Raw genomic sequence first — 17,494 nt, 5'->3', positions numbered from 1 at the left:
TGTTATTTTTGAAGAGAGTGGCTTATGTTCTGCTCACCAGCTGCACCTTTGTTGGTAAGCATGAAGGCCAGGAATAAACCGATGATGACCAGCCAAGCCAAGTACCAGGGGTTCGCCCCGCCGGTAATCAGAGCCATACCCAATCCACCAGTGGCAAGAATATAATAGGTCATCGGGATTAAAGCTTGGCGAATCAAATCCCCTTCACGTCCCACGAGACCAACGGTGGCTGAAGCAGCGACCACATTGTGGACACAAATCATATTTCCGGCAGCCCCCCCGACTGCTTGCAAGGCCACGACAATGCCTGCCCCGGTCGCTCCGAGTCCAATACTTTCAGCTGTTCCAAACTGGAATAACGAGAACATCATATTGCTGACCGTATTACTGCCTGCGATAAACGCGCCCAGTGCACCGATGGCCGGGGCAAACATTGGCCATAAACCCCCGACCATATTAGAGACCCCTTCTGCCAAAACAAGCGGCATGCTGGCCAGCTCATCTGTCGCGGAATTGAGAAACACCTGCACCATGGGGACAGCAAATATCAGGGCTGCAGCAGCACTAAACGTGGTCTTCAACGAATCAGACCAGGCCCGGATGTAATGTCCGTTTTTGGACATGTTATGGATGAAGTAGGTAGCTAAAGAAGCCACGATAAAGATAAATCCAGGTAAATAAAGCGGTTGAGACGAAGTTGAAATACCTGAACCAAAGATATCGGTAATTGAAAGAGTCACATACTCGTGCCGCAATGCAGCCTGAACCGTATCAACGGTTCGTGTGATAACCAACAAACCGGCAACGATAATATAAGGGGCCCAAGCTCTTAACAGGGACATGGCAGGCGTTTCGGTTGATTGCTGGGAAACCTCATTTAATTTACCAATCCATTGGGATTCCCACTTGCTGCGTTCTTCAAAATCGAATGTTTCTTTGGGCATAAATAATTTAGCTTTAGTTGCGGGTACGACGATCAATAAACCAATTAAAGCCCCTAGTAATGACGGAAACTCAGGACCGAACAACAAGGCAACCAAATAGTAGGGAACGGTAAATGCCACTCCCGCAAACAGGGCGAACTTCCACACCTTTAACCCTTCTGTAAAAGAGCGTGATGCACCAAAGAAGCGGGTCAGCATCCCGACCATGATCAAGGGGATCAATACGCCAACCAAACCATGAATCATGGCCACTTTAACCCCAATTTGAAATAAATATTCTGAAAAAGGTGTTGAGCCAATGGCTGCTAGTACATTTTCTTGCCCGTCAAGGCCGCTGTTGACACCGACCAGAATAGGTGTTCCTACAGCTCCAAAAGAAACGGGTGTGCTTTGAATAATCAGTGCCACCAAGACCGCAGCCATAGCCGGAAAGCCAATGGCAACAAGCAATGGCGCTGCAATGGCTGCAGGAGTGCCAAACCCGGCTGATCCTTCAATAAACGCACCAAACAGCCAAGCAATGAGGATGGCTTGGATGCGCCGGTCCGGAGAAATATCAGTAAAACCTTTACGGATGGCTTGGATGGCACCGCTTTCTTTTAACGTATTAAGGAGCAATATAGCCCCAAAAACGATAAACAGCATGTTTAATGCCGTGACCAGTCCGTGAACGGAGGCAGCCCATACTTTGTTTGAGGGTGTACCCCAAATGATCAGCGCCATAAGTACGGTTATGATGTAGGCCAGTGGCATGGCTTTTTTGGCTGGCCATTTTAAAATGACGAGAAAAATAAATACAGTGGCGATAGGTGTCAATGCAAACAGGGATAATAAACCAACGCTCACATCAATTCACTTCCTTAAGTTATTCAGTTTGGACAAAACAGGTCCGTGGCAAAGACAGACGGCACATTTAGAACGCTTTCAAATTGTTATTTAAAATTAATGTTTGTTTTTCACCTCCTTCTCTGGGTTAAGCTTTCAAACCACCCATAGTATGATAAGGTCATCAGATGTATAAATAATCATAAAAAAATGTCACATTGATTTCAATCTCTTTTTTAAAAAAATAATGATTGTTTGACAGATCAAGCAAGAATGAATTTACAACACATTTGGGTTCAGCTATAATCATGGTGGAGAGCATACTCATTTTGTGTCGGCCAAAATCATCATATGACCTGATTTATACACAATGGCCCGATATATGTATTTTTAAGGTTTGACAAAAAGGAGATGAATAAAAATTGCGTCGCATTACTGGGGAGATTCGTGCCAAGCTCATTGAAGCAGCCGGGGTTAGTGCTTATTTTGACGATGAGGAAAGTTTGCTCAGTCATTCCTATGATGCTACACCCATGCTGCAGGCCATGCCTGAGGCAGTGATCTATGCGCAATCGACCAACCAAGTCAGTGCCGTGTTGAAGATATGTCATCAGTATGAGATCCCTGTTTACACCAGGGGGGCGGCCAGCAATTTGTGCGGTGGCACCGTTCCGGTCCATGGTGGGGTGGTCCTGGTGACCACACGTATGAACCGTTTGCTGGAAATTGATGAGGAAAACTTAACAGCTACTTTTGAAACCGGTCTCACCACCAAAGCGCTGCATCAAGCAGTCGAAGCTAAAGGATTATTTTACCCCCCTGACCCAGGCAGTATGTTGGTCTCTACGTTAGGTGGAAATATTGCCCAGTGTGCCGGGGGGCTTCGCGGACTGAAATATGGCACCACAAAGGATTATGTGATCGGTTTAACAGCTGTCTTGCCCAACGGGGAAGTGATTCATACGGGAGGCAAATTGATGAAGGATGTGGCCGGCTACGATTTAACGAAATTGCTGGTCGGGTCTGAAGGCACCTTAGCTGTCATCACAGAAGCAACGGTGAAGCTTTTGCCTAAACCGCAGGCCACAAGCGTGATGTTGGCCTATTTCGATGATATGTATGCTGCTGCCCGGACGGTCTCCAAAATTATCGCTGCCCGTATCATTCCCAGTACGCTGGAGTTTATGGATCATGGCACCATTTTGGTGGTAGAAGACTATGCTAAGATCGGCCTTCCCACTGACATGAAGGCCATCTTATTGATCGGACAGGACGGACATCCTGCTGTGGTGGAAGAGGATATGGAAAAAATGAGGGCAATTTGTATGGAAGAAGCGCGGGAAATCAAAGTGGCCAAAGACATGCGGGAAGCAGAGGAACTTATGACTGCACGCCGCAGTGCCTTGTCCGCCTTGGCACGCCTTAAACCGACCACCATTTTGGAAGATGCTACAGTACCACGCTCCCAGATTGCGACCATGGTGGAAAAAATTGCAGAGATTGGCGCCAAATATAACGTCCGTATCTGTACCTTCGGCCATGCAGGTGACGGCAATCTTCATCCGACATGTATGACCGATGCCCGGGATCAAGACGAAATTGAACGGGTGGAAGAAGCGTTTGAAGAGATTTTTGCCGCTGCATTGGAGCTGGGAGGAACCATTACAGGCGAACACGGTGTAGGTATCGTCAAGGCTCCTTTTTTGGAATGGAAAGTGGGCCCGGCTGGTATAGAGGTGATGAAAGGGATTAAACGGGCATTCGATCCGAAAAACATTCTAAACCCTGGAAAAATGTTTGCCGGCCAAACCCGCAAGAGAGTGGTGATTAACAGATGAAGACAAAGGAGATTCAAGGCAAAATGCCTCAAGTTGAAAAAACTCCGGTCACACGGCGTCTGCAGGACAAGCTCAATTATGACGAATTATCCAATTGTATGCGCTGTGGTTTTTGTCTGCCGGCCTGTCCCACCTACAGGGAGACAGGCCGGGAAGCATCTTCTCCCCGGGGACGGATTGCCTTGATGAAAGCCGCTGTTGACGGTCACCTGCAGAATGGAAAGCAGTTAGAAGATCAGCTTAATCAGTGCCTGGGTTGCCGGGCTTGTGAGCCAGCCTGTCCGGCTGGTGTTAAGTATGGGGAACTCTTGGAGCAAGCGCGCGATGCACTGGAAGATCATGCCCGCCATAAGGTTTGGGTGCGGGTTTTGCGACGCTTCTTTTTCCACTTCCTATTTCCCCATCCCAAGCGGTTGCGCTGGCTGGGACGATTGCTGATCATCTACCAAAAAACGGGTTTGCAATGGCTGTTGCGCAAGCTTGGGTTCCTAAAACTTTTGCCATCCTATTTAAGGGAGATGGAGGCGGTGATGCCTGCCGCTGCGTCCAAGGGTGTAGCCGAACAGTTGGGTAACTTTATCCCTGCCCAAGGGAAAAAGAAAGGAACAGTGGGTCTGTTCAGAGGGTGTGTCATGGATGTGTTGTTTACTGAAACTAATATAAATACAGTTACACTGCTGAGTGAGGCAGGGTTTGACGTCGTTATTCCTCCGCAACAAACCTGTTGTGGGGCCTTGCACGCTCATAGCGGAGAACGGGAGATGGCCCGCTCATTGGCCCGTCAGAATATCCAGGCTTTTAAACAAAGAGAGGTGGACTACATTGTATCTAATGCGGGAGGATGCGGGGCTTTGTTACAGGAGTATGAGCATTTGTTAGAGGATGAATGTGAAGCGAAAGAGGCCCGCTGGTTTTCAGAGCGGGTGAAAGATATCAGTGAACTTTTGCTTGATCATGGTCCAGTGGAAAAGTGGGGAACACTTGAAGCAAGAATTACTTATCAAGCCTCGTGCCACTTGCAGAATGTGATGCAAGTCAAGGAACAGCCGCGCCAATTGTTGCGCCAAATCAAGGGAGCGACTTATGTTGAGCTGTTTGAAGCGGACCGTTGTTGCGGTTCAGCTGGCATCTACAATCTGACGCAACCCGAGATGTCAGCACGCATATTGGATGAAAAGATGAAACATGTGAGAGCCACGAAAGCTGATATCCTGGTGACCTCAAATCCTGGCTGTTTATTACAGATGAAAGCAGGTATCCAGCGTGCAGGGCTGTCCGATCACATGAAGGCAATTCATGTGGTTGATCTGTTAGCAGAAGTGCGCCAAAAAGGAGAATCAAGATATTGATGGTGGGTAACGTAGAAACTTTGTGAGTTACGGAAACTCTCCTGTTTCAAATCAAATTACCACAAATACTGCATCAGTTTTGAGTCGATGAGGTTTGAATCGATCGGCATGTTGCATGTTGGATCATCCCAACCATATTGCCACCCCCATACATTGGCTTGACACGGAGGCATGCTTGGCCGATAGGCTGGTGCTTCTGCCCTGCGTGTGACACCGGGTCTGGGCATGTTCGACCAAATGATGGCCTGTGCGGCAACCAGATTGCTGTTCTGGACGGCCTGGCAATAAGCAGTGGAAAAGTCACCTTCAGCAGGGTCTCCATATAGACCCGGCCGGTAACCACTTGGATAGATGGCATCGACCCATCCTCTGATCCAGGCTTCATCGATGGCATATTCCAGGTTGGCGGTGAGCATGATTCCTTCCGGTATGCCTAAACGTTGGGCATGATAAATACTGTTGCGCGCAGCTACACGCCCGTTACGGTAACCAATGGCATCAACAAATTCGTTATATATAGGCCAAATCTTTACACCTCGTCCGCGTAATAGGGCAATTTCTTGGCGCGTGAGTCCGTCAGAGACATTTGGCACGGTGGTGAGATATCGTCCCCAGTAAGAGGGATAACCAAAGTGATCCACGACACATTGAAAAAAGGATTCAGTGACAGGTGCTGCCGAATCGACTCCCCATTCATAAGGCACAATTTCTCTTCCTCTCCATAAAAGATAACATGGTAAATGCATATGAGGCTGAAATGTAGAATATGAAAAAAAGAGAGAAATTCGGCAGTCATAAAAATGTGTGTACAGGTAAAAAAGTGGCTGCCCCGGTTGCGTTCCAAACCAAAGGGCAGCCACCAATGATTTATATTGACATACTAACATTATTTGACACCCAATTTTTTTAAGAACTCTCTCATAAAACCTGGGAGATCAGGCCAGGCATGGGCCGAGACAATGTTGCCATCCACATGCAAAGGTTCTTCAATATAGGTTGCTCCTGCCGCTTCTACCTCTGGCCGGCATGCAGTGTATGCCGTCAATTCTCTCCCTACGCCCACCATCTCCTTTCCCACAGGATATAAAACCGCTATACTTATGGTAACATACGGTTAACCGTCACTCAAGAAGATAAAACCATTATAGGAAAAAATAGCATAATTATGATCTGGCAAGTTGTTATCCTTATAAAAGGGGAGAGCTGAATATGCGGGTCGCTATTGTGGGAGGAACCGGCTTTATTGGGCGGGCTTTGATTCATTATTTACTGGAGCAAGGGGATCAGGTCGTGCTGTTTTCCCGTTCAGCAGACGTGTATCGGACCGTTCCCGACTTCAAACATGTTCAGCTTGTATCATGGCCTCCACAAAGGGAAGCAGTCAGTTTGGCAGAGATGGAGGCGGTGGTGAACCTGGCTGGGGAAACGATCAACCAGCGCTGGAACAGCAAGGCCAAGAAACGCATCTTAAGCAGCAGAGTGGAAACCACCCGTCACTTGATCGGTCTGATCAAGGAGCAAAACCTGAACCCCAAAGTGTTGATTAACGCCTCAGCCGTTGGTTATTATGGCACATCTGTTGAGGATGTATTTACGGAAGAATCTGGGCCGGGTGCTGATTTTTTGGCTGAGGTGACTCAGGCTTGGGAAAAAGAAGCGGATCAGGCCGCTCATTATGGAGTCCGTGTGGCCAAAATGAGGTTGGGGGTTGTGCTGGGGCACAAAGGGGGAGCCTTGGAAAAAATGCTGTTACCTTACCGTTTGTTTGTAGGAGGTACGCTGGGCAGCGGACAACAATGGGTATCTTGGGTGCATATCCGGGACGTGGCCCGGGCCATTGCGTTTGCCATGGTTAACTCGGATATTCAAGGTCCTGTTAATGTAACAGCGCCTCATCCGGTGCGAATGACAACGTTCGGTCAAACCGTGGCCAAGGTATTGGGACGCCCACACTGGCTTCCTGCTCCTGGCTTTGCACTTAAGCTGTTATTGGGGGAAATGTCTGATCTCATCTTGAAGGGCCAGTGTGTCAAACCTGACAAGCTGCTTGAGGCTGGATTTAAGTTTCAATTCCCCCATCTGGAAGAGGCTTTGCGTGATCTGGTATAATAAAATGAGTGAGTGAATGAAGATCAAAGTATGAGTGTGTCTGGGACAAGCCAAACTGAAGGGAGAACAAGCACATGTCAGTGATGTTTAGCAGCCCAGCTTTTATTTCCATGTTTATCATGGGTATTATTTTGGCTGTTTCCATTATCGGTGCCATTTGCTGGGCAATTTACCATATTGCTTCGGGAAAATTTCATGAGGAGTATGAAATTGCCACCGTTCAAAAAGAGGATGACAATGACCAAGATAATACAGATTCTAAGCAATAGATCTCAGCTTCCAGTCACCAACATTTTATAGGGCACGTTAAACGGTATAATTGAAAAAAGAGCCTGCTGTCAGGCTCTTTTGGCGTTGTTAAGACTGTTCGCTGGCTGTAACCACAGAACCAAAAAAATAAATGATAAGCCCCAGCACAACACCATAGGGAACGGCATCACTGAAGTTGTACTCGTACCCGTTAATGCTGGCCACCACAAAGCCGACCACAAGGGTTAAGGCGATGGCGATTATGATGGAAACGATAAAGGCCAGTAGTTTATTCATGACAAGACACCTCATCCGTATGTAATCATCTTATCCTATTGTAAAGAATATCGAAAAAGTTGACAAGGGAGAGGAACAATTTGGACCAAGCGGCAGAAAAATATTTGGCTGCATTTCCGGTCGACAGGTTTCAGAAGCAGTTGTTGTACTGGTTTGAACGCAATATGCGCCAGCTGCCTTGGCGGGAAGACCGGGACCCCTATAAAATCTGGGTTTCTGAGGTCATGTTGCAGCAAACGCAAGTGGATACAGTTATCCCCTATTATAAGCGGTTTATGGAACGCTTTCCCACACTGGAAGCCCTGGCAGAAGCCGATGAGGAAGAAGTGTTGAAGCATTGGGAAGGGTTGGGCTATTACTCCCGCGCCCGCAACCTGCATCAGGCTGTGAAAGAGGTCAAAGAGCGGTATGGCGGGCAAGTGCCTGAGAACCGTGAGGATATTTCCACTTTGAAAGGGGTTGGGCCTTATACGGCCGGTGCTATTTTGAGTATTGCCTATGGGCAGCGTGAGCCGGCTGTGGATGGCAATGTGCTGCGAGTCATCTCACGCCTTTTGTATATTGAGGAGGATATTCAAAAAGTAAAAACGCGTCGATTGGTTGAAGCCATTGTGCAGTGTTTAATCCCCGAGGGACGGGCCTCATACTTTAATCAAGGTTTAATGGAACTGGGCGCATTGGTATGTACCCCTAAATCACCCCACTGTCTGACTTGTCCCGTCCATGAAGTGTGCCTGGCCTACCAGCAAGGGGTGCAGTCTCAGCTACCAGTGAAGGCTAAGAAAAAGAAGCCAAAAACGGTAAAGCTGGTTGCTGGTGTCTTGACTGATGGGGAACAGGTGCTCATCCGCCAGAGACCAAACAGCGGCTTACTGGCCAAGCTGTATGAATTTCCTAATGTGGAGTGGTACGGGCATGAACCTGCTGAAACCATCAGTCGCTATTTGTTTGAAACGTATGGTTTAAGGGCGGAAACGGTAGAGGAATGGCCGCTCGTCCAGCACACTTTTACCCATTTAATTTGGGAGATCAGAGTTTATCGTTTGCAATTAGCTGAGCCATTGGGAGGTACCCTAAAGTCTGCGCAAAACCGACTGAGTCTTGCCTCTGAAACTCGTTGGGAGCGGATTGGAAATCTGGACCGCTATCCGTTTCCTGTCTCCCACCAGAAAATCAAAAAGGAACTCAGACAAAGATTATGATGACCCAATGCATATTTTTTATCCGCATGGCTAACATAAGGCATGTGGAGGTGATAAAAGTGGCCGATCAACAAAAAACCAATGCTCAACAAGTGAGAAGACAAAACCAAGCTGCTGCTCGCGGTCAACAAGCTGAGTTTGCTGCTGAAACCGCTGCTCAACAAGTCCGCCAGCAAAACCAGCAAGCTGAGGCTAAGAAACAACAAAGACAACAATAACTCCAGCGAACCTGTTTATAACGCCAAAATGCTTTTGGGGAGTGGTATTAAGCCACTCCCTTTTTCACGAAAAAAATTAGCAGTTTGTCCACATAAAGAGTATAATATCAGTAACATTGATTGTATTGGAAGGAGTTTACCATGAGTTTCCCCCATCCAGGACAGCAAATCGAGATTGTCAGTTTCAAACATGACGGCTCAGTCCATCGTGTTTGGGAACGGTCAACAGTGCTCAAAACCGGCTCAGAGAGCTGGATTGTTGGCAATGATCGGGTGCTGGTGAGGGAAGCGGACGGGCGGGAATGGCGAACCCGGGAACCGGCCATCTGTACTTTTGGGAAAGGGCAGTGGTTCAATACGATTGGTATGTTAAGAGAAGATGGTGTGTATTATTATTGTAATATCGGCTCACCATACCAATGGAAAAACAATTGCTTGCAATATATTGATTATGACTTGGATGTGAAAGTGTTTCCGGACATGACCTATGTCATTTTAGATGAGGAAGAGTTTCAACTTCACAAACGAGAGTTGAACTACCCGAACCACATCGTGCGCAAGGTACAGCAGGCTTTGGAAGAGCTTCTCTCTCTAATACATCAACAAAAGGGGCCTTTTGAGGCAGATTACATTGAGCGCTGGTACGAACGGTTTTTGTTTTATAAATAAAATTTGTGAACATAGAGGGGAAGACGGTTGGAGAGCATTAAGCACTATTTTCAATTTGTCAAGCCATACTGGAAGATGATTGGCATTACCGTTGTGATTGGGATTTTGAAGTTCGGCATTCCCATGTTGTTACCTCTTATCCTCATGTATGTGATTGATGAAGTAATTCAGACCAAGACATTGAGCATTGAGGAAAAACTGACCCAGTTAGCCCTGGTGATGGCGGCTAGCTTTTTTATCTTTACCGTGATTCGGGCACCAGTGGAGTATTACCGCCAATTTTTTGCCCAGTGGGTGGGCAATAAAATTTTATATGATATCCGTGCCCGGTTGTTTGAACATTTGCAAAAATTATCCCTCAGGTATTATCAAAACCATAAATCGGGAGAGATTATATCAAGAGTGATCAACGATGTGGAACAAACAAAAAATTTCGTCATGACGGGTTTGATGAACTTATGGCTAGATTTTATTACTTTGTTTATTGCCATTGGTATTATGTTTTATTTGGATGCCCGTCTGGCGCTGGTGGCCATTGCTGTGTTCCCATTGTATGGCTTTGCGGTAAAGTACTTTTACCAGCGGCTGAGGATGTTGACCAAGAAACGCTCCCAAGCTTTGGCTGAGATGCAGGGTCATCTCCATGAGCGGGTGCAGGGCATGCCTGTGACCCAGAGCTTTGCCTTGGAAGAGCATGAACAACGGCAATTTGCTAAGCGGAATGATCATTTCTTGAGCCGGGCTTTGACTCATACCAGCTGGAATGCCAAAACGTTTGCCGTGATCAATACCATCACTGATTTGGCACCTTTATTAGTGCTCTCCTACGGCGGTTATTTGGCCATTCATGATCAGTTGAGTTTGGGGGCATTGGTTGCTTTTTACGGGTATCTGGAACGAATCTATGGTCCTCTGCGCCGTTTTGTCAATTCTTCCACCATATTAACGCAGGCGATTGCTTCTATGGACCGAGTCTTTGAGCTATTTAAGGAACCCTATGACATTACGGACCGTCCCCATGCCAAACCAGCTCGTCATATTAAAGGGGATGTCAGTTTTGAACAGGTCAGCTTCCGCTATGATGACAATTCACCCTTTGTACTAAAGAATATCAACTTGCGTGTCAAAGCGGGGGAAACAGTGGCAGTGGTAGGCATGAGCGGGGGAGGGAAGTCATCATTAATCAGTTTGTTACCCCGTTTTTATGATGTGACAGAAGGGACGATTCGCCTGGATGGGGTGGATATCAGGGATTATCAGTTGCGTTCTTTGAGAGGGCAAATTGGAATGGTGCTGCAGGACAGTATTTTATTCAGTGATTCGGTTCGTGAAAACATCATGATGGGCAATCCTGCTGCTTCAGAGGATGAGATGATCAGAGCGGCCGAAGCGGCCAATGCCCATCAATTTATTATGGAATTGCCCCATGGGTACGATACAGAAATTGGGGAGCGGGGCATTAAATTATCCGGTGGGCAAAAGCAACGGATTGCCTTGGCCCGACTTTTTCTTAAAAATCCCCCTGTTTTAGTTTTGGATGAAGCTACCTCAGCTTTGGATCTTGAATCTGAGCGGATGATTCAGGAAGCCATTGAGAAACTGGCCAAGAACAAAACCACATTTATCGTGGCCCACCGCTTATCCACCATTACCCATGCTGACCGGATTGTGGTGATTGAAAATGGGAAGATCGTGGAGGAAGGGACCCATGAGTCCCTGATGGCCCGGCAAGGGGTGTATTATCGTTTGTATCGAATTCAAGAACTTGAAGATGAGTGATTATGTGTTAAAACGGTCCGGTGTTTATGCCACACGACCGGTTTTTTAAAGTCTCTGCTCATGGAAGGAGTAATAAGCTTCCACCAATTTATCCAAGCGTTCCAATTCGTCAGCATAATCGATCAGTTGGGCGAAAAGGGGAAACAAATGAATCCAGTCTTCATCTTGTTGTTCCTGATTTTCTTTATATAAGGACATAAATTGGGTTAACACCTGGTCTCTGCCGCTAAATACGTCTGTGGGAATCATATGGGGATGATGTGAACGTAATTTCCGCTCATATTTTAACAAAATTCGCTCGTGGTAATTGGTTAAGATATCGATTTCTTCTTGCAGCAGTTTTGTTAATCCCAATGGGACCTGGGCCAGGTTACATTTATGTTTCTCGATGCTTTTAAGCAAGGCCAACCCTTTTTGGTTGGCGTGAATCATTTTACGGAACAGTACCAGCTTCCGCTGTTTGCTATAGGTGACTTTCCTGAAATAGGTACGTTCTTCTTTGAATAACAAATATATCTGGTCAATTTTAATTAACTGGTCTTTGAGGCGCCTTACTTCCTCCCGGTATCTCCGCTCGTCCAGTTCATCTAATGTACTTGAGCGCAGATAAGACAAAATGTCATAAGTGGCCTCATTTAATTCCCGGTATAAGCGGTCTTCATATTTAGGCGGCAAGAAAATAGCATTAACGACGACCGACGAGCCAATTCCCAGCAAGATAAGTAAAAAGCGGTCCAAAGCAAACAGCAGGAAGTTCCCTTCAGTTGATTCCATAATGGCAATCACAGTAATAATGGCTAAGGGAATACTTTTTTCAAAACGCAACCGCAGATTAATGGCAATGACGATGATAACCACTAAACCGACAACAAAAGGTTCGTTCCCCAATAGATAGGTGAAGGAGACAGCCACTACAGCTCCGATTACATTAGCTTGCAGTTGCTCCAGCACATTTTGCCATGAACGGTATAAAGAAGGTTGAATGGCCAGGACCGCGGCTAAAGCCGCAAATATAACCGGTTCCAAATTGAACATGCTGGCCAAATACAAAGACAAGGTAACCGCTATTCCTGTCTTAATGATGCGTGCTCCCAGTCTCATGGAATTTGAAATCTCCTCTTTGACAAGGTGGTATAAGTATGCTTAGAAAATCCTCATCCATTATAGTGTGTGCATGTGTTTTAATCAACATGTGAAGCCATTGTTTTAAATGTGTTGGCGACAGCTTGTAACGTATCTTCTACATCCTGTTCCGTGTGCTTTATGGTTAAGAACCAGGCCTCGTATTTGGAGGGGGCCAAGTTGATACCTTGCTTCAACATGCCTTTAAAGAATGTGGCAAACAGACGGTCATTACTTTTGGCGGCATCCTCATAGTTTTTCACCTGGTCGACACCAAAATAAACGGTAAAGGCACCTTTGTACCTGTTAATGGTAGCGGGGATGTTGTGCTGCTCAGCCAGGCTGATGATGCCATTGGCCAGTTTTTGTCCCAAGCGGTCAAGATAATCATATGTTCCTTTCTCTTGCAGTACTTCCAGGCAGGCAATACCGGCTGCCAAAGAAAGAGGGTTTCCAGCCATGGTTCCGGCCTGATAGGCAGGGCCTAACGGAGCAACTTGTTCCATGATCGATTTTCTCCCGCCGTAGGCACCTATCGGTGTTCCGCCACCGATAATTTTACCCATGGCAGTTAAATCAGGTTCAAGTTTAAGAATATTTTGGGCACCTCCATACATAAAGCGGAAGGCGGTGATTACTTCATCATAAATGATGAGGGCCCCTTTTTGATGCGCCAAGCGATGTACCTCTTCCAAGAAACCTGGTTCTGGCATGACGATGCCAAAATTGCCCACAATGGGTTCAATCAAGACGGCAGCGACTTCTTCCCCCCAGGTGTGCAGCGCTTCTTCAAAAGAGGCCAAGTCATTGAAGGGGACGGTGATCACCTCCTGGGCTATGCTGTGCGGGATACCAGCACTGTCAGGAATACCTAGCGTAGAGGGGCCTGAACCAGCTGCAACCAGCACAAGATCGGAGTGGCCATGATAACATCCGGCAAACTTCATGATTTTGGTCCGGTTGGTATAGGCGCGGGCCACCCGGATAGTGGTCATCACGGCTTCAGTTCCGGAATTCACAAAGCGGATCTTTTCCAGGGACGGAATCGCTTCCCTTAGCATTTTGGCAAACTTTACTTCCAAAGGTGTAGGAGTGCCGTATAAAGTTCCTTTCGCTGCTTGGTCGGCAATGGCCTGTGTAATATGGGGGTGTGCGTGTCCTGTAATGATCGGGCCAAATGCACCAAGGTAGTCAATATAACGGTTGCCATCCACATCCCAAAAATAAGCCCCTTCTGCCCTATCCATAAACACGGGTGTTCCCCCGCCCACGGCCTTATAGGAACGTGAGGGACTGTTAACTCCACCCACAATATATTCCAATGCCTCGCGGTAATATGCCTCGGATTGTGAATAAGATCTGGTCTCATTCATTTTTATATATACCCTCCTTTTCGTTGCGTGTATTATTGTATCATGGCAGTGATGAGGTATACTAGTAAGTTAGAAGGGATAAGGAGGTTAATCGTATGCTAAAAAATAAAGTGGCTATTGTGACAGGAGCAAGCCGTGGGATTGGAAAGGCCGTGGCTTTTAAATTGGCCCAACACGAGGTGCAGGTTGTTTTGTTTGGCAGTTCAGAACAGATTCAACAAAGTGCAGAGGAGCTGGAGCATCTGGGTCACCGGGTGTTAGCGATTCGCGGGGATGTGGCCCGGGAAAATGAGGTTAATGATTGTGTATCCAAAACCATTGAACATTTCGGTAAAATAGATATTTTGGTTAATAACGCAGGTATTGGCTTTTTTAAAGATGTAGAAGCAACCTCTTTGGAGGAGTGGCAGCGTTTGTTTGAAGTCAATGTTCAAGGGGTGTTTTTATTTACAAAAGCGGTATTGCCCTACATGAAGGAAAGGGGACAGGGAACCATTATTAATATTGCTTCAGACGTAGCTAGAAGGACGATCCCCAAAGGGGCTGCTTATACCGCTTCTAAATACGCAGTGCAAGGATTTACAGGGTCTGTTGCCCAGGAGGTCCGTAAATTGGGCATTCGTGTTGGCACCATTAATCCTGGAATGGTGGATACGTATTTTAATAACACTGTCCAGGGTGATCCGCAAAAAAAAGACTGGTTAAAAGTCGAGGATGTAGCAGATGCCGTGCTCTATATGGCCAGTGCGCCAAAACATATGGTTGTAGATGAAGTGATGCTTCACCCATTGATCCAAGAGTATCCCAATGTGTGAATGAATACCCCTGTCTGACATAGACATAACTTGTCGAAAAAGAGGACAGACTATTTCCGTGGAAATAACTTAACTCTCGACAAAATAATGCAGCCCCATTAATGATTTGCCTGTCACTGTCATACGCTATATTAGCGCTTTATTATTACTATTGGAACGGTGGTGGGCAGATGGATGAAGGTCATAATCTGTATCATTGACCAGCGATATGGAAGCAAAGTAATTCAGCAACTGGTGGATGGAAAATATAAGGCAACCCATTTGGCAAGCACAGGAAACTTCTTGAAACAAGGGAATGACACCTTAATTTTAGGCGTTAAAGATCAAGAGGTACAAAAGGTTAGGGGAAAGATCAAGTCCGTTATTGACCGTATTAATCGAGAAAAAGGATGGAAAATCCACCAGTATCGTTGTACCTTGTTTGTGCTTGACATGCATCATTTATCGGTTTTTGGGGGGATCAACATTGACAAATAGGCACATCATGGGTAGTATGTTAGTAAAATAAAATGGTGTGCAGTGTGTTTGGTAAAAATGAGGTGTATGTCGTTATGGCAGAGTCCAAACAATTAACAATTGCCCTTGATAAGTTGAAGAAAAAAGGTGTTCGTATGACTCCCCAACGTCATGCGATTTTATCATATTTAATTAATACTATGAGCCATCCAACAGCTGATGAAATATATCAAGCATTGGCCAGCCAGTTTCCCAATATGAGTGTGGCCACTGTCTATAATAATTTGCGTCTGTTTAAAGAGGCTGGTTTGGTTCAAGAATTAACCTATGGGGATGCATCTAGCCGCTTTGATGCCAACGTCGAGGAACATTATCATGTCATTTGTCGTGAATGCGGCAAAATTGTGGATTTCCATTATCCGAGCTTATACGATGTAGAACGTGTTGCATCTGAAAAAACAGGATTTGATGTGGAGTTTCATCGTATGGAAGTATATGGACTTTGTGCAAAGTGTAAAGATAAGGCTACGCACAAACAAAAACTGCTCAAACAAGTAAATTGATATTAATTTTAAAGAGGTCCGTGGCCGGACCTCTTTGCTTTGCGTATGTTTAACGTATATGGTTTGTCAATCATTTTGTTTCCTTCATTGGCGTTGTTTTCACATCTGTCGCCTTCTGAGGATCCAGAGTCAACTTTTGCTTGCAATGCATGCATTCATCTACTTTTCCCAGCATTTTTGTTTGCTTATTACAATTAGGGCAAAGCACATATACGGCTCTAGTAGAAGAAATGTAGCCGATCCAAAAATACACCAGCGTGCTGGCGATCACCATGAGTAACCCTAAGATCATAAACAACCACATGGCCCATGGTGTATTCATGAGAAACGAGCCGTACATGACAATCATCCCGCCAAAAACAAGTCCTAGCGCAAATGTGCGAATAATATTGATTTTACCTTTTCCAAACATTGTTGTCCCTCCTGCCTGGGTCCAGTATATCATAATGGTTACGGCAATTTCATGATTAATTTCATCTATATTTGACAAATGTGTGCCTGGTTTATGAAAATAAGTGGAATAAAAAAGGGGTTGATTTTGACTGAAGGACATGCTATTATATCACTTGTCCATTGAGACAGATGTGAGCCGCTAGCTCAGTTGGTAGAGCATCTGACTTTTAATCAGAGGGTCGAAGGTTCGAATCCTTCGCGGCTCACCATGTAAATATATGCGGGTGTGGCGGAACTGGCAGACGCGCTAGATTCAGGGTCTAGTGCCCTTTACGGGCGTGGGGGTTCAAATCCCTTCACCCGCACCATGTTTGTGATATTCCTTGTTCCACATCTTAATTAAATATATGGAACGCTAACCAGTAGTCTTGCCATTGTGGTTGGCAACTTGGTGTGCGGAAATAGCTCAGGGGTAGAGCACCACCTTGCCAAGGTGGGGGTCGCGGGTTCGAATCCCGTTTTCCGCTCCATTTTTATATTTGCCGGGGTGGCGGAATTGGCAGACGCACAGGACTTAAAATCCTGCGGTTGGTGACAACCGTGCCGGTTCGAGTCCGGCCCTCGGCACCATTAATCACCATTAATAGTGAGCGATACTACATCTTTGCGAGCGAACTTGTTATACCTGTAAGATGCACCATTAGTAGTCAGCGACATTACAATGTAACGCAACTGTGCGCCCTTAGCTCAACTGGATAGAGCGTTTGACTACGAATCAAAAGGTTGGGAGTTCGAGTCTCTCAGGGCGCACCATTGTCGGGGAGTGGCTCAGCTTGGTAGAGCACCTGGTTTGGGACCAGGGGGTCGCAGGTTCAAATCCTGTCTCCCCGACCATCACCTTTAATCGAAAACGCTATGGGGCCATAGCTCAGCTGGGAGAGCGCCACGCTGGCAGCGTGGAGGTCAGCGGTTCGATCCCGCTTGGCTCCACCAACGATTTTGGTAAAAGTTGCTGTTGATTTTATTTGTTTGCTGTGATATATTATCTCTCGGTTTTGATTTGCGGTATAGCAAAAATTGCTTATTGACACATTGTGTTTGACTGTGTTATGATCAAAAATGTCGCTTTCAAGACAGAACCTTGAAAACTGAACAAAGCACAAGCGTGCGAGGCTCTTTCCTTTGGGAATGACTTTTACGGAGAGTTTGATCCTGGCTCAGGACGAACGCTGGCGGCACGCCTAATACATGCAAGTCGAGCGCGTGAAGCTTTCCGAAGCCTTCGGGCGGACG

General features: G+C 46.2%; 18 protein-coding genes, 7 tRNA genes and 1 rRNA gene. 19 read left to right on the top strand and 7 right to left on the bottom strand.

Annotated elements, in window-relative coordinates:
• Nucleotides 1-2: 2 nt before the first annotated feature.
• Nucleotides 3-1,790 carry an L-lactate permease gene (locus J2S00_RS13985; protein ID WP_307340989.1) on the bottom strand — a complete coding sequence of 596 codons (1,788 nt, stop codon included), beginning with the start codon at nt 1,788-1,790 and terminating at the stop codon, nt 3-5.
• A gap of 401 nt (nt 1,791-2,191) precedes the next feature.
• Here J2S00_RS13985 and J2S00_RS13980 point away from each other — a divergent pair, with 401 nt between their 5' ends.
• Entirely contained in the window at nt 2,192-3,607 is a 1,416-nt protein-coding gene (locus J2S00_RS13980; RefSeq protein ID WP_370875879.1) for an FAD-linked oxidase C-terminal domain-containing protein, read from the top strand.
• The gene (locus J2S00_RS13975) at nt 3,604-4,956 is read left to right on the top strand and encodes a (Fe-S)-binding protein (RefSeq protein WP_307340986.1); all 1,353 of its coding nucleotides are present in this window, start codon (nt 3,604-3,606) and stop codon (nt 4,954-4,956) included. The genes J2S00_RS13980 and J2S00_RS13975 overlap by 4 nt, the downstream gene beginning before the upstream one ends.
• Nucleotides 4,957-5,012: 56 nt before the next feature.
• On the opposite strand, the gene J2S00_RS13970 is transcribed toward J2S00_RS13975, so the two are convergent.
• Nucleotides 5,013-5,702: a glycoside hydrolase domain-containing protein gene (locus J2S00_RS13970; protein WP_307340981.1), complete on the bottom strand. Its 690-nt coding sequence runs from the start codon at nt 5,700-5,702 to the stop codon at nt 5,013-5,015.
• A gap of 140 nt (nt 5,703-5,842) precedes the next feature.
• On the bottom strand, nt 5,843-6,022 hold the full coding sequence (locus J2S00_RS13965; protein WP_370875882.1) for a DJ-1/PfpI family protein: 180 nt from the start codon (nt 6,020-6,022) through the stop codon (nt 5,843-5,845).
• Nucleotides 6,023-6,165: 143 nt separating this feature from the next.
• Here J2S00_RS13965 and J2S00_RS13960 point away from each other — a divergent pair, with 143 nt between their 5' ends.
• Nucleotides 6,166-7,065, top strand: coding sequence for a TIGR01777 family oxidoreductase (locus J2S00_RS13960; protein ID WP_307340978.1), 900 nt, complete (start codon nt 6,166-6,168; stop codon nt 7,063-7,065).
• Nucleotides 7,066-7,139: 74 nt separating this feature from the next.
• Nucleotides 7,140-7,334, top strand: a complete 195-nt coding sequence (locus J2S00_RS13955) for a hypothetical protein (RefSeq protein WP_307340976.1) — start codon at nt 7,140-7,142, stop codon at nt 7,332-7,334.
• 88 nt (nt 7,335-7,422) lie between these two features.
• Here J2S00_RS13955 and J2S00_RS13950 read toward each other — a convergent pair whose 3' ends face one another.
• Complete coding sequence (locus J2S00_RS13950; RefSeq protein ID WP_307340972.1) at nt 7,423-7,611, bottom strand: DUF2929 family protein; 189 nt, start codon at nt 7,609-7,611, stop codon at nt 7,423-7,425.
• Between the two features lie 80 nt (nt 7,612-7,691).
• Between J2S00_RS13950 and mutY the strand changes: the two genes are divergently transcribed.
• From mutY to J2S00_RS13930, 4 genes are all read left to right on the top strand, one after another.
• Complete coding sequence (mutY, locus tag J2S00_RS13945; RefSeq protein WP_307340970.1) at nt 7,692-8,813, top strand: A/G-specific adenine glycosylase; 1,122 nt, start codon at nt 7,692-7,694, stop codon at nt 8,811-8,813.
• 59 nt (nt 8,814-8,872) lie between these two features.
• A complete protein-coding gene (locus J2S00_RS13940; RefSeq protein ID WP_307340967.1) occupies nt 8,873-9,031 on the top strand; it encodes a gamma-type small acid-soluble spore protein in 159 nt (52 codons plus the stop codon).
• A gap of 141 nt (nt 9,032-9,172) precedes the next feature.
• Nucleotides 9,173-9,700 carry a DUF402 domain-containing protein gene (locus tag J2S00_RS13935; protein WP_307340964.1) on the top strand — a complete coding sequence of 176 codons (528 nt, stop codon included), beginning with the start codon at nt 9,173-9,175 and terminating at the stop codon, nt 9,698-9,700.
• 27 nt (nt 9,701-9,727) lie between these two features.
• Nucleotides 9,728-11,479: an ABC transporter ATP-binding protein gene (locus tag J2S00_RS13930; protein ID WP_307340961.1), complete on the top strand. Its 1,752-nt coding sequence runs from the start codon at nt 9,728-9,730 to the stop codon at nt 11,477-11,479.
• A 45-nt stretch (nt 11,480-11,524) separates the two neighbouring features.
• Here the strand turns inward: J2S00_RS13930 and J2S00_RS13925 are convergent, their stop codons facing one another.
• Together J2S00_RS13925 and J2S00_RS13920 are read right to left on the bottom strand one after the other, a co-directional pair.
• Nucleotides 11,525-12,580, bottom strand: a complete 1,056-nt coding sequence (locus J2S00_RS13925) for an FUSC family protein (protein ID WP_307340958.1) — start codon at nt 12,578-12,580, stop codon at nt 11,525-11,527.
• Nucleotides 12,581-12,660: 80 nt separating this feature from the next.
• Nucleotides 12,661-13,974, bottom strand: a complete 1,314-nt coding sequence (locus tag J2S00_RS13920; RefSeq protein WP_307340956.1) for a glutamate-1-semialdehyde 2,1-aminomutase — start codon at nt 13,972-13,974, stop codon at nt 12,661-12,663.
• A gap of 95 nt (nt 13,975-14,069) precedes the next feature.
• On the opposite strand from J2S00_RS13920, the gene J2S00_RS13915 reads away from it, so the two are divergent.
• The 3 genes from J2S00_RS13915 to perR all read left to right on the top strand — a co-directional run bounded on the left by J2S00_RS13915 (nt 14,070) and on the right by perR (nt 15,808).
• Nucleotides 14,070-14,789 carry an SDR family oxidoreductase gene (locus J2S00_RS13915; protein ID WP_307340954.1) on the top strand — a complete coding sequence of 240 codons (720 nt, stop codon included), beginning with the start codon at nt 14,070-14,072 and terminating at the stop codon, nt 14,787-14,789.
• Nucleotides 14,790-14,963: 174 nt separating this feature from the next.
• Nucleotides 14,964-15,266, top strand: a complete 303-nt coding sequence (locus J2S00_RS13910; protein WP_307340953.1) for a cyclic-di-AMP receptor — start codon at nt 14,964-14,966, stop codon at nt 15,264-15,266.
• Nucleotides 15,267-15,340: 74 nt separating this feature from the next.
• The gene (gene perR, locus J2S00_RS13905) at nt 15,341-15,808 is read left to right on the top strand and encodes a peroxide-responsive transcriptional repressor PerR (protein WP_307340949.1); all 468 of its coding nucleotides are present in this window, start codon (nt 15,341-15,343) and stop codon (nt 15,806-15,808) included.
• Nucleotides 15,809-15,878: 70 nt separating this feature from the next.
• Here the strand turns inward: perR and J2S00_RS13900 are convergent, their stop codons facing one another.
• Complete coding sequence (locus J2S00_RS13900) at nt 15,879-16,220, bottom strand: DUF2614 family zinc ribbon-containing protein (RefSeq protein ID WP_307340947.1); 342 nt, start codon at nt 16,218-16,220, stop codon at nt 15,879-15,881.
• Nucleotides 16,221-16,394: 174 nt separating this feature from the next.
• Here J2S00_RS13900 and J2S00_RS13895 point away from each other — a divergent pair.
• From J2S00_RS13895 to J2S00_RS13860, 8 genes are all read left to right on the top strand, one after another.
• Nucleotides 16,395-16,470, top strand: a tRNA-Lys gene (locus J2S00_RS13895).
• Between the two features lie 11 nt (nt 16,471-16,481).
• Nucleotides 16,482-16,569, top strand: a tRNA-Leu gene (locus J2S00_RS13890).
• An 87-nt stretch (nt 16,570-16,656) separates the two neighbouring features.
• Nucleotides 16,657-16,731: transfer RNA gene (locus tag J2S00_RS13885), tRNA-Gly, on the top strand.
• 11 nt (nt 16,732-16,742) lie between these two features.
• A tRNA-Leu gene (locus J2S00_RS13880) sits at nt 16,743-16,831 on the top strand.
• 106 nt (nt 16,832-16,937) lie between these two features.
• Nucleotides 16,938-17,014 (top strand) — tRNA-Arg (locus J2S00_RS13875).
• 4 nt (nt 17,015-17,018) lie between these two features.
• Nucleotides 17,019-17,095: transfer RNA gene (locus tag J2S00_RS13870), tRNA-Pro, on the top strand.
• A 23-nt stretch (nt 17,096-17,118) separates the two neighbouring features.
• Nucleotides 17,119-17,194 (top strand) — tRNA-Ala (locus J2S00_RS13865).
• A gap of 201 nt (nt 17,195-17,395) precedes the next feature.
• Nucleotides 17,396-17,494 (top strand): 16S ribosomal RNA (locus tag J2S00_RS13860); the annotation flags it as partial.

The sequence above is a fragment of the Caldalkalibacillus uzonensis genome (assembly GCF_030814135.1).
Lineage (GTDB): Bacteria > Bacillota > Bacilli > Caldalkalibacillales > Caldalkalibacillaceae > Caldalkalibacillus > Caldalkalibacillus uzonensis.
This window is presented reverse-complemented; position numbering and strand designations above follow the sequence as displayed.

Excerpts from the sequence above, each read along its gene's own strand:
- J2S00_RS13960 (WP_307340978.1), top strand. The coding sequence starts at position 6,166 with ATGCGGGTCGCTATTGTGGGAGGAACCGGCTTTATTGGGCGGGCTTTG.
- J2S00_RS13925 (WP_307340958.1), bottom strand. The coding sequence starts at position 12,580 with ATGAGACTGGGAGCACGCATCATTAAGACAGGAATAGCGGTTACCTTG.
- J2S00_RS13965 (WP_370875882.1), bottom strand. The coding sequence starts at position 6,022 with ATGGTGGGCGTAGGGAGAGAATTGACGGCATACACTGCATGCCGGCCA.
- J2S00_RS13970 (WP_307340981.1), bottom strand. The coding sequence starts at position 5,702 with ATGCATTTACCATGTTATCTTTTATGGAGAGGAAGAGAAATTGTGCCT.
- J2S00_RS13920 (WP_307340956.1), bottom strand. The coding sequence starts at position 13,974 with ATGAATGAGACCAGATCTTATTCACAATCCGAGGCATATTACCGCGAG.
- J2S00_RS13900 (WP_307340947.1), bottom strand. The coding sequence starts at position 16,220 with ATGTTTGGAAAAGGTAAAATCAATATTATTCGCACATTTGCGCTAGGA.
- J2S00_RS13950 (WP_307340972.1), bottom strand. The coding sequence starts at position 7,611 with ATGAATAAACTACTGGCCTTTATCGTTTCCATCATAATCGCCATCGCC.
- J2S00_RS13955 (WP_307340976.1), top strand. The coding sequence starts at position 7,140 with ATGTCAGTGATGTTTAGCAGCCCAGCTTTTATTTCCATGTTTATCATG.
- J2S00_RS13975 (WP_307340986.1), top strand. The coding sequence starts at position 3,604 with ATGAAGACAAAGGAGATTCAAGGCAAAATGCCTCAAGTTGAAAAAACT.
- perR (WP_307340949.1), top strand. The coding sequence starts at position 15,341 with ATGGCAGAGTCCAAACAATTAACAATTGCCCTTGATAAGTTGAAGAAA.
- J2S00_RS13915 (WP_307340954.1), top strand. The coding sequence starts at position 14,070 with ATGCTAAAAAATAAAGTGGCTATTGTGACAGGAGCAAGCCGTGGGATT.
- J2S00_RS13910 (WP_307340953.1), top strand. The coding sequence starts at position 14,964 with ATGAAGGTCATAATCTGTATCATTGACCAGCGATATGGAAGCAAAGTA.
- J2S00_RS13935 (WP_307340964.1), top strand. The coding sequence starts at position 9,173 with ATGAGTTTCCCCCATCCAGGACAGCAAATCGAGATTGTCAGTTTCAAA.